Annotated in this window: 2 protein-coding genes; both read right to left on the bottom strand. The window is 70.5% G+C overall.

The genetic code is table 11. The features are described 5' to 3' along the window. Positions 1-605 precede the first annotated feature (605 nt). Positions 606-803 carry a hypothetical protein gene (locus DMC61_RS39930; protein WP_125695612.1) on the bottom strand — a complete coding sequence of 66 codons (198 nt, stop codon included), beginning with the start codon at positions 801-803 and terminating at the stop codon, positions 606-608. Between the two features lie 16 nt (positions 804-819). Then, positions 820-12060 (bottom strand): hypothetical protein, encoded by an 11241-nt coding sequence (locus DMC61_RS39925; RefSeq protein ID WP_125695611.1) that lies wholly within the window; start codon positions 12058-12060, stop codon positions 820-822. Positions 12061-12496 lie beyond the last annotated feature (436 nt).

The following is a 12496-nucleotide window of genomic DNA, read 5'->3' as shown; positions in this document are numbered from 1 at the left end:
GGGTGGCGCCACTTTCACGCGCACAGGTTGCGGTGGCCTTCGCGAAGATCATCCGGATGGCCGCTACAGGCATCCTCCGGGTGCTTTCCGGGATCGTGCCGTTCACGAGAACGGGTGCTTCACGGGGCCATCCGCGCTTGCATCGGAATCAGAACGTGAACGAAGCGCGCAGCCGTCTGATCGTCCAATTCCGGCCGCCCTATTTTACCTTTTCCCGCGATATGCATTGACAGCAAGAGTGTTCTCCGGACGTGGTCGCGTACAGGCTTCAAAGAGGAAGGCCCCGTCTGCTGTCCACAAAGGACTCGATAGCGCGGGCTGTCCGCGTGCGTGGCAGATCAGGCCTGTGCGTGTACATGAAGGCCCCCGTCCTCGCGCCAGGGTCGCGGCAAAGTCGCCTCTCCGATGGTCAAGTAGGTTGTGAAAGCCACTTTCGCAACGTTGAAGGTTGCGAAAGTGGCTTTCGCGACACGACCCACCGACTTCCCCTGGATGCCCCGGCCGCCGGACCGGCGCGATCCCGGCACCACCCACACGCAGATCGGCCCAGGTGGTCGCGTGTGGCGATTCGGGTTAGAACCCTCTTTGCCACTCACGACACCCGCTTACGCGACAGTGAAGTTGCAGATCAGCAGGCTCAGGCCGCTTTCGATGCTGATCATCTCGGGCACCGGCGCCACCGACGCGAATTCCTCGTATCCGGGCCGACCACGCGGCTTGTCGTAATAGAGAGTGCCCTCTGGGCAGAACTCAAGATAGCGAGGGTCCACGAGTTCCTTCCCATCATCACCAGCGGTGATCAACTCCCGGCCTTGCGGCTCAGCCCACTTCCGCGCCGCGATAGGTACGGACCTGCCGCGTCGCGGCGGAATAGACGGCGAACTGACCACCGCTCTCGAGGACCAAGGGGTTCTCCCGGTGTTCGAGGACCGGGAGCACGATCGCGTTCGTGGCCGCGAATCCTGTCCAGTCCGCGCCCAGGCTCGGCCGTAACAAGTCCAGCAGACGTACGGCGACACTTTCCTCGGCCCCGCTTCCCACGGAACAGAAAATCAGCGCCAAGCCGTTGCGCCGACGAGGCGGAACGTCGGCCAGCAGCCCTCGCGACACGATCAAGTCGTGCAGAAACCGGGGGTCCGCCGCGAAGTTGTCGCCTCCCGGAGGTGACAACGCCGCCTGGAAACCCGTCGCGTTCCCGCCGCCTGCCAAGTAGAACGGCCGGACCCCGAGCCGGGCCCACGGGGTCTCCCGCTCGACGACCAGCCGGCTGCCGTCGGCGCCGATCCCGTAGGTGTCGTATCCGACGTCCTCCTGGTAGCGAGTGGACCATTCGTAATAGGTGCGCTCGGTGTCCTCGGTGAGCAGGGATGCCCATGTCGCCTGGTCGAGGTGGTTGGTGGAAGGCAGCGAAGCCATGACGAGTTCCCCGTTCCGAGCCGTGTGATAGTCGACGCGGACTTCCTCCGGCCGTGGGGGTGGCGCGCTGAAGAGAGTGAACGTCCGTCCCGGCGGAACCTCGAAGCCACCGTCCGGGCGCAGCGCGGTGTGGGACGGCGCGAGGTAGATGTCGCGCATCATTCCGGCCCGGCGTAGCGCGGCTTGCAACGCCAGCACCTGCTCCGCGATCCGCGCGGGCGCGCCGGACAATCCGGTGACGACCAGCGGCGCCGCGGCGTACTCGCCGGCCGCGCGGCGGAACTCCGCGTCGGCGGCCAAGCTTTCGCCGAATTGCGCCCCGGCCAGCCATCCGGACCGGCCACCCCGCGTGTTGAGGAAGCCGGACCCGTCACCGAAAACCAGGAGGTGCACCGGATTCCACGTCAGGTGCTGCCACGGCACGGGCTGGGGCACGGTGCTGCCCGGCGTCCAGATCCGCCGGAGATCTTCGTGCTCGACCGCGCTCGCCCAGGCACGGGCTTCGGCGCCGTCGTTGAAAGCCCCGGCGGAGACACCGGTGAGTTCGCCGTCGCCCCGGTCGAGGCCGACCGTGGACAGCTGCCTGATGACCTGATCCGCGGTGATCGCGGCGATCGCGGGCAGACGTGCCGGTGTGCCCGCGGACTGGGCGGGACCGGCCCCGTCCCGAGGTGGTTCGAGGCCCATCAAGGCGGCCAACGTCGGCTGTGACGTCTCGCCTCCCGTCACGAGCCGCGTCGTCGGTGCCCGTCCCGACATCCGCGCCCACGGCGCCGCCGTGCCCGGCAGTCCGTCCGGCATCACCACCGCTTCCCGCCGGTCGACGGACCACTCCAGCCGCCCGTCCGGACGCCGCCGGACGAAGGCCGCGCCGTCCGGCAAGGGAACGGGGAACGAGCGCGCGGCGCGGCTCGACTCGATCGCCCGGCCGCGCAGCGCCTCGGTCAAGTCCACTTCGGACGTATCACGAGCGCGGCCGTCCGGGCCGAATTCGATCCATCCCCGGTCGGCCACGGCGACCCCGTCCTCGACCCGGACTTCGCCGCGGGTGGCCAGAACGGTCATGCCGAGGTGCGTCGCGAGCGGGCCGCCGAGCACGAGGGCACCACGCGGCACGACCAAGGCGAGCTTCGTGGCCGTCGCGCCCCTGAGGAGCCCCGGCACGGACTCGGCCAGCGCGCGGGCCAGCGCGTCGATCGGGAGTTCGGTCCCGTTCCACGTGCGCAGCGCCGGACCGTCACCGTTGAGGGTCCCGAGCAAGAGGTGCGCGCCGGGCTGCGCGTCGAGGGAGTAGAGCCGCTCCACGGCCAGTGCCCGGGCTTCCGGAACCAGCGTGACAGCCTCCCGCCGAAGCAGAGAAGACCTCCCCTGCGCCAGTGCCGGACTCGGCCCCTCGCTCCGGCTTGCACTCTCGGCGTAGACGAAGGCGGCGAGGTGACTCAGATCCCGGGAGACGGAGAGCAGCTCCAACAGGTCCATCAGCTCGCTGATCAAGGCGGCCTCGCCGAGGTCCGGGTCGACAGGATCGTCGACGAGCCGGGGCTCACGCATGCGATGATCGAGCGGCCCGTCGAGAAGGCCGTCCTTGGCCGCTTCGACCAGCGCGACCGAAAGCGCCGTCTGCGCGGCGAGCACGGCGGGATCGGAGCTGCCGGGCCAAAATCCCAGGCGGATCCGTTCGGTACCGGTGCCGGGGTCGACCTCGAAACCGACCGCGTTCACCCCGTCGTCCGGCAGCGCGGCCGGGTCCTGCGTCGTGCCGCGTTCGGGAAAAACGACCGGCCGTGTCTCGACCGGCGACCGACGGGAACCGCCGAAGTGAAAGAGCTGAGCTTCGAAACCCTTCACCAAGCGCAGGAGCCGCCGGCGTTCGGCGGATGTGAGGAACTCCCCGGGATCGACCCGGATCACGGTTCCGAGCGCCCTGTTGCCGGCCCCGGCTTCCCTGCCCAGCGAGTCCAGCTGCGCGAAAACGGACGAGGTCTGCTGCATCGGCAAGCGGACGAACCGCGTGCCGCCGGCGTCCATCGCCTGTCTCTCTCGTCCATCCGTCGCGGCACCATTTCGATCCGCAGGGAGGGCCAGTGCCACCTCGACCCGGCCGTCCGGGGGTTCGAGCGTGGTGACGTCCAGGCCGTCGATCAGCCGCCCGGAGCCGTCGTCCGGGGTCCGGAGCAGCCGCAGCTCGGCCTGAGCCTCCACCGTCTCGGCGAGCCGGGAAACCCGTAGCCGGGCCCGCAGATCCGCGGTTGTCGCGATCCTGCCGAGCGCGAAGGACGAAGCGAAAGCCCCCGCCGGGGCGCCATCCAGTGAGCGCAGGTCCACGAAGAGAAGGTGGAAGGCGTTCGCAGCGTCTCCATGGTGTTCGGTGTCCAGGACGTCCAGGTGGTGTTCAACCACGTGGAGCTCCTCGAAGTAGCTGCGTAGCAGCGCCTTCTTGTCCGACGGGAACCTGCCGCGGGCGGCGGCGAGGGCATCGTCGAACGTGCGTTCCCGCGTATCCCAGGCGGCCTCGGCGTCCCCCGGCCAGAACTGGACCCAGGACCGGCTCGAGGTGATCCCCGCGGCGGACCGGTGGACCACTTCGCCGGCCGTGGCCAGCACCGGCACCCCCACTCCGTCGGCCAGGCTCTGCGCCTGCTCCGGCCGCAGCCAGGACACCGCGACGCCGAGACGACCGCGGACGATCCCGTCCGCGAGCGTCCCCGCCGTCTGCCCGAGCAGGCCCGCCAAGTCCCGCTCGGCCAGCCGAGCCACGAACTCCTCGAACGGCAGGCGGCCGTCGGCCAGGAGCAGTGAGTCACCCTTCGGCGCCCTCTCGGCGAGCACGAGGTGCGTGTCCCGCGGCGTCGAGAGCGCTTCGAGCAGTTCGAGCGTCCGGCCGAGCTCGGAGCCGGGGCCGGGGAACACCCGGACGTTGCCCCGTCCCACCGAGCCGTCCGACGCGTTCCGGACAAGGTCCTGCCCATCTTCGACCTTCGCGAAAAGGCGGAACAGCGGCTCTTGATCCTCCGGCGACAGGCGGAGTATTTCGAGCAGGTCGAGGAAACGCGCGGTCCTGGATACCGTCGCGGGAACGGCACCGGCGACGTACGCCCCGCGCTCATCGCGCAGGAGGAGCTCGGATGGCGGCCGCGCGTCCCAGGCGGCGTCGTAGAGTCTGGCGAAGAGATTCGTCAGGGCCACGATCGCTGCCGGATCCTGGACCGGGAACGGCAACCGGAAGGTCACCGACGGAGCGCCGGCGAAAGAGAGTCCTTCGAAAGCGATGAGGTCCCGCGGGCTGGCGTTGTAACCACCGATTTCCGCGGTGCCCGCCGTCGTGGGATACGGGTTCGGCAGGACGGCGCTCCGGTTCGCCGCCACGCCCGGCCCCGCCGCGGCGGCCACGAGTTCGAAGATGACCCCCTCGAAGATCTTGCCGAGCCGCGCCAGGTCGTAGACCGCGCGATCGAACTCCGGTCTCATTGCCTGTTCCACGACGACTTCGTTACCGAGGTGGATCGCGTCCACCGCGAGCGGCCCGGACATCATGTCCGCGAACGCCGTCCAGTCGTGGTCGCCGAACCAGCCGGGAGGCGAGCGGAAGGCCGATCCACCCCCACCGGTCGCCCAGTCGCTGACCAGTACCGCCGGAATGTCGGGGTGAAGAGTGCGGCCCGAGACGGCGAACCCGCTGTACCCGGCAGCGACCTCGGCGAGAAGCTCGTCCGGCGGCGGCCACCGCCGCGACGAGGTCTCCGCGTACCTCGTGATCTCCTCGTGCGCCCAGCTCCGCCAGCCTGCCCGCAGTTCGTCGACCACCCGACCCCACTGCCGCAGGTCGGAGCGAAGGACGGCGGTACGGTCGCCATCAGCGGACGCCATCCGCCACGACTCGAGCCATCCGCCGATTGCGTCGCTGACCTCGTGAACTTCTCCGTCACGGTCGACCAGGTTCCGCTCCCTGTCCCAGGTGTACCCAGGCGGCGCGACTCGCCGCAGCAGGCCCCGATCCGGCGGCAGGAGCAGCGCGAGATCCATCGCCTCCGCGACGAGGGCACGCGCCTCCCGCACGACTTCGTCGGCATCCTGGGCCGCGCGCTCAGCGGCCACCGCGACAGGCACGACTGTTTCGGCCTCCTGGACGTATCCCGTCCTGGGCAGCCAGGAAAGCAAGTACGGCGGCTCATCGGCGAAGTGCCGCACCCAGGACCTGCCGGACCATGTCCTGATGTCCACCGGACGGCCGAGCTCCACGCTCAGTGCCTGCGCGAACCTCGGCAGTCCGTCCGCGCCCAAACCGGACACTCGAAGGACCGGGCGCCGGTCGAAACCGGACGCGCGGAGCTGGGCGGCCACCGCGGCGACCTCCGAATCGGCCCGGAGGTACACCTGCACCCGGTCTGTCTCCGCGCGCACCACGGCCGGTTCCGCAACGGCGTCCGGATCGAGGCTCACCACCGCGTCCGGCGGCCGCTCCCCCGCGACGATCGTCCCGTCGGCCCGCACGTGCAGGCGCACCTCCAGCGCATACGGCACCACCCGCACGCCCGCCGCGTCCGGCCGCGCGTCCACGTACCGCTGCACCGACTCCACCACCGGATGCGTCAGATCGCACGCCACCAGCAGCAGCCGCGACATGCGCGACCACGGCACCATCGACACCGGCAGCGCGTCCAGCGCCGCCGCCACCTCCGACCGGCCCGATGGCACCTCCAGCGCACCGGCACGATGCCGTCCCATCAGCACGTAGGTTCCCGGCTCGACATCCATTCGCCCCACCGCCGCGGCCACCGCGCCAGCCGCTTCCCGCGGCACGAAGGCCGCGCCGCCCACCAGCGCCCCGCGGGCAGGCAGCGGAGTCACCACCACATCGCCGCGTGAAACCGTCGCTTCGCGGAATGGCAGTGAGACAGCCTGGAGTGGTCTGCCTTGGGAACCGGCGAGCAACGCCGCGGTCAGTACCGTCTCGCCGGTCTCGCGCGATCGTCCGTCCGGGCCGAACTCGAGCCAGCCCCGGTCGGTCACGGCGGCCCCGTTCTCGACCCGGACGTCGCCGCGGGTGGCGAAAACCGGCGTCCCGAGCAGCTCGGCCAGCGGACCGGCAATTCCTCTGGCTCCGCCCGGCACGACCAGTCCGAGCGGCGGCACCCGATCGCCTGCCGACGCAGGCACTGACCAGCTCAGGGCGTCGGCCAGGTGCTCGGCGGTCAGCTCGTCCCCGTTCCAGGCCGACAAGCTCCCGCGGGCGGAACCGGGGGTGCCAATTACCAGGTGCGCGCCAGGCTGGGCATCCAGCGAGTACACCCGTTCCAAGACCTGTCCGACGGATTCGCCCACGCCGGGGAAGATCGCGACATTTTCGCGGCGGACCAGGCGGGACAAGCCGTGCGGATCGGTCCGGTCCCCACCGGCCCAGTCCGCACTGTGCGCGTAGGTGACGACGATGAGTCCCTCGATCTTCTGGGAGACCTCGATCAGGTCGAACAGGTCCGCCAGGCCATCCAGCGGGGAACCCGAACCGTCCGGATCGTTGACCAGACGGGGTTCCCGCATCAGGCCGTCCAGCACCCGGTCGATCAGCGGATCCTTCGCGGCCTGGATCAACGCCCTCGACAGCGCCGTTTGCGAGACGAGCACCGTCGGGTCGAAGCTGCTGCGCCAGAACCCCAGCCGGACGAGTTCGGTCCCCGCGGCGTGGTCGATCTCGAAGCCGACGGCGTCGGCTCCGTCGTCGGCGAGCGCGGCCGGACCCTGTCCCAGGCCGCGTTCGGGCAGCACCACTGGCCGGACTTCGTGCAAGGACAGCTCGGCCCCGCCGAACCGGTAGAGGGTCGCCTCGAACGCCTTCACCAGCCGCAGCAGCCGTCCTCGTTCGGTCCGCGTCAGCAGGCGCCCGGCGTCCACCCGGATCTGGGCACCGAGACCGCCGGCCGGCCACGCTCCGTCATCGGCCGACCGTGCCAACTGATCCAGCTGTGTGAAGACCTCCTCCGTCGGCTGGAGCGGTGAACGCAGGAACCGGGTGCCCTCCGGTCCGCGCTCATGCGTCCAGGCTCCGCCCGCCACGTCGAGGACGTCGCCTAGGCCGGCCTGGCCGACGGCGGCATCGTGACCGTGGAATGCCAACCGCAGTTGCACGTTGCCCGCCGGCGGCTCGACCGTGCTGGCCCGGAAATTCGGTACGAGGCGCGTGCCCCCGGCCGGAACCCCATGCCCTCGTTCGTACTCGAAGAGCTCGGACAGCGCTGCGTCCCGGAGCGTCCGCAGCCGGGTTCGCAGGTCCGCCGCCGCCACCACGCTGTCGAGCGCGAACCGCGCGGGAACCTCTCCGGCGGGCACGGCGGAAAGGGCGTCCGCGCGATCGCGCAGGGCGCCTTGTCTCGTAAGCAGTGCGTCAAGATCCTCACCGGCCAGCGCAGCCAGATGCCGATCGGCCGACGCGAGGTTCGCGTGGAAGTCCTCCAGCAGGGCCGGGACGTCCGAGGGGAAGCGGCCGTGTGCCAAGGCCACCGCGTCGCCCAAATCCGTAGCGCGGGCAGTCCAGACCGCGGTGGGATCGTTCGGCCAGAACTGGGTCCAGTGCAGGTCCGATCGGATCCGGCCGTCGGAATCACGGACGACCTGGCCCCCGGTGGCCAGCAGCGGCGTGCCCAGCACATCGGCGAGACTCTGGGCCTGCCCGGCCGGGAAACGGGACACCGCGAGAGCGAGCCGCCCCCGGGCGATTCCGGCCGCGAGCGCTTCCGGAGTCTGCCCGAGCCGGTCCGCCGGCTCCCGGCCTGCCAAGATCCTCCGGAACTCTTCGAACGGCAACCGTCCGCCGTCGGGCCTGAGCAAGCCACCGGATACCCGCTCGGCCACGACCAGCTGGACGCCCGGCGGGACCCGCACTGTTTCGAGCGACCGCAGGACTCCGCCGAAGTCCGCGCCGAGGCCGGGGAACACCCGGACGCTGCCTCGTCCGATAGACGGATCGGCGCCTTCCCATCGGGCGGTGTGTCCTTCCGGGACGTTCGCGAACAGGCGGAGCAGCCGCGCCTCGGCCGCCGGATCCGCTTGGAGGATCTCCAGCAGATCGTGGAACTGTGCGCTGCTCGACGTCCTTGCCGGATCGGCGGCCACCTGGTAGGCCGAGTCCTCGTCGAGAACGCGGCGTTCGAGTACCACGCTCGGCTGAGCCGCACTGTCCAGCAGGCCCAGGTACAAGTCCGAGAGCGCCACCAACGCGCCCGGGTCACGGACGATGTAGGGCAGCCGGAAAGAGACCGAATCCTCGTGGAGCGAGAAGAAGTTTCCGAACTCGATGTGATCGTGCGGACCGCCGTTGTACCCGCCGCTCTCGGTGACACCCGGTGCCGAGGGGTAAGGATTCGGTACGGCCTCCGTCCGGAGCATCGGCGGGGTACGTCCGGCCGCGGCGACCGCGAGATCGAAGATCGGTCTCTCGAAGATCTTGCCCAGCCGCGCCAAGCGGTACGCGACGTCCACCAAGACCTCGGCGGTTCCCGGCCCTGCGGGTCCGAGGTCCACGTGCAGAGCGTCGACGCCGGGCGACCCGGCGATCGTGGCGGCGAACGCTCCCCACCCGTGCTGCTGGAACCAGGCCGGTGGTGACCGGAAGGCCGACCTGTCCGGGCTCGATCGCCATCCCTGCGGCAGCGCGATCGTCCGGTCGTCACCGGGGATCCGCGCCCGCGCCGAAACGGCGAACCCGACGTAACCGTGCCCGGACCAAGCGTGGTGGTCGCCCGTCGAGCCGATCGGCAGCGGACCGATCTCGCCCGCGTAACGCCGGATCTCCTGGCGCTCCCAGTCCCGCCGTTCCTCCCGCAGTTCGTCGATCGCCCTGCCCCATTGCCTCAGCCGCGTGAGAAAGTCGGCATTGCGGCCGGGGTCTACCGGAGCCTGCCGCCAGACATCCACCCGGTGCTCAGCCACATCGGCGAATTTATCCAGCTCAAAGGTGTCACCGTCGGGACCGATCAGGTCACGATCGGCATCCCAGAGGTAGCCGTCCGGCGCGACCGTTTGCAGTACGGCGTTAGCCATCGGCATTCGCTGGATGACGTCCAGGGTCTCCTGGATGAGCAGCCGTGCCTCGGCCTCCAGTTGATCGGCTTCGACCGAGGCGCGCTCGAAGTCCGCCTCCGCGGCCTCCGCGGCCTCCGCGTTCCGCCGGGCCGTCGCCTCGGCCTCGGCCGACCACGGCCGGGAATGCACCACCGGCTCCCGGCCGTCGGGAAAATGCCGGACCCAGGACCGGCCGGCGGTGGGCCGCCGGTCGACCGGACGTCCGAGCTCGGCACTGAGCTCCTGCGCGAACCCCGGCAACGACCGGAAATCCGGTCCCTCCAGCCGGAGGACCGGGCGTTGATCGACCCCCTCCACACGGAGCTGCCGGGCCACCGCCGAGACGTCCGCCCCGGTGGCCACCCGCACCAGCACCCGGTCCGTCTCCGCGCGCACCACAGCCGGTTCCGTGGAGGTGTCCGGATCGAGGCTCACCACCGCGTCCGCCGGACGCTCGCCCGGCACGATCGTCCCGTTGGCACGCACATGCAGGCGCACGTCCAGCGCATACGGCACCACCCGCACATCCCGCGCGTCCGGCCGCGCGTCCACTTGCCGCTGCACCGACTCCACCACCGGATGCGTCAAATCGCACGCCACCAGCAGCAATCGCGACATCCGCGACCACGGCACCAGCGTCGCCGGCAGCTCCGCCACCGCACCCGGACCCGCTTCTTCCGGCACTTCGAGCCTGCCGTCGCTATGGCGGCCCACGACCACGAACGTCCCCGGCTCGACGTCCATGCGCGCCACCGCGGCGGCGACCGGACCCGCGGCCTCACGCGGCACGAACGCCACGGCGCCCATCAGGTTGCCGTCGCCCGCCAGCGGGACCGTCACCACCGCACGCTCCGGCTCAGCTGCCTTCGCGGAGTGACTGTCGGGAGCCGGTTCCGGACTGGTCGCCTCGATCCGGCCGTCGGCGGCGGCCGGCGCGGTCGCCCTCGGGTCCACGGCGGCGGCCATTCGGTCGGCTACCCCGGGGCGCGTGGGCTCCGACGACATCGGGGCCGCCCGGTCGGACAGCGTCGGGAGCTCGCCACCGGAAGCCCGGCCCACAGTGGTCACCGACCGCTCCCCGCCAGTGCTCGGCGCGGTCGTGGGCTGTCCGGCTGACGACGTGACCGGCGAGTGAGCGCTGCCGCCCGCGGCGGCCGCGATCCGCGCGGCCACCTCACCGCCTGACCGGGTTTCGGCACCCAGGCGCGCGGTCTCCGTGGCCGGCGCGGCGACGACGCGGGCCGGACCGTCCTGAATGGACGGTATCGCAGCCGGGACCGCGGCGGCGAGAGGGATCGCGGCAGCCTGTGACGACGTCCGGCCGACGGAAACCGGTCCCGCCGCGATGGCGGGTTCGGCGGTGAAAAGCGTGCCGAGCCGCCGTGCGCTCTCCCCCACAGCGGCAGCGGCCGGGCTGCCGTCCGCGATCGTCGCGGGCGAATAGGCTGGTGGCGCGAACGTCGAGTACGGCGGTGCGGCTTCCGGCACGTCAGCGATCACCGAAGACTTCTGCTTGGCCTCCTCGCCAAGGAACTTCGCGACGTCGGCGCCGATGGGCGGCTCGCTCCCGGCGTCGGCCTTGCCGGCGGCGGGTTTCTCCTCGACATCGGGGATCGTCAGCTCCGGTGCCTTCGACAGCTCGAATCCCGGTGCCGAGTCATCCAGTGAACCGGCCTCCCCGCCACGGCGACCCCCGCCGAACCCGCTGAGCGCCCCCAGCACCCCCAGCCACGGGCTGGTCCCCGGGGCGCCGGTCGCGATGTTGATCAACGGCGCGGTCGCCAACGCCGCCAGCACCTGCGCCGATCCATAGGAGAAATGCCCGGACGCGCGCAGCACTCCCGGCAGGCCCTTCGGCACGGTCTGCGCCGTGCCCCGCAACCAGATCGCGCCCGCGTGCACGATCCCCGCGAACGCGCCCCCCATCGCCCCGCCCACGAACGACCCCAGCAGCGAGTGTCCGTCCAGGTCCGCACGAAGTCCTGCCGCCTGCTGGACACCCTGGATCGTCAGATCGAGCCCACCGAACAAACCGCCGCCGATCGCCGCGAACTTCGCCGCCTGCTTACCGACTTCGGCCAGCCCGATTCCCACTCCTCGCATCGTCAGGGAACCGAGCCGGGTCACCAGCGCACGCCACAGGGCCGCCAGCGCGGCCCGGGCTCCCGCCAGCACCACGCCCACGAACAGCGCCCCGAACACCGAGACCAGCAGTTCGATCACGGAGGCCAGCGCCATGAGCGCGATGGCCACCATCATGACCTTGGACTTGACCACGTTGGCCGCGCTGTTCTTCGCCATGCGCTCCAGCTCGGCGGCCGACGTCCGCAACTGGCCCAGGCCGGAGGCGGCGTCACTCTTCAGCCAGGACGAAAAGAACTCGCCCACCTCGGAGGCGAGCGCCTCGGCGACGCCGGCCCCGCCGGCTTCCACCGCCCGCTCGAACTCGTCCAGTGCCGTCGCGAACCGCTGCCAGGCATCACTGATCGCGTACAGGCCCTTGTCGTTGCTTTCCGGCCAAGGCATCCCCAGCGTCACCTGGAAGAACTTCTGCAATTCCGGAGGCAGGTTCACCGCACCGCCGCTCACCCACTCTCACCTTCCTCCGGCAGCGAACACGTCCTCACCTGAGCATTTCCCCCGCAATCGGGGGACGCCCGCCGGACGACGGCCGCACTCGCCATCGGTGGGAGGAACCCCCACCAGGCCCGGTGCCCGGACAGTCTGAAAGGGCAGCGAGAATCGCCGAACACACCTGCCGGGTGGTCTTTCCGTCACCGTACGGAACCACCGCGGCCCGGCGGCGATCCCGAGGTCCTGCCGCTCTCGTGAAACGCGCACGCTTTGGTGAAGAGGGTCGTCCCCGTGGCATGGCACCTTATCGACTGTCCATAGAGGACACTGTCAGGATGACTTTGCCCGGCTCTCTTGAGGGGTAAGACCAAGGTGTCCGGTGGCCGCTGAGGGCGCGGGGTGTCGCTCAGGGTGAGGGGCGTGTGGAAATGGGGACGTTGAACGTCCCTGT

The organism is Amycolatopsis sp. WAC 04169, from assembly GCF_003947535.1.
GTDB classification, from domain to species: domain Bacteria; phylum Actinomycetota; class Actinomycetes; order Mycobacteriales; family Pseudonocardiaceae; genus Amycolatopsis; species Amycolatopsis keratiniphila.
The sequence above is the reverse complement of the archived record's forward strand: the minus strand, read 5'-3'. Positions and strand labels throughout refer to the sequence as shown.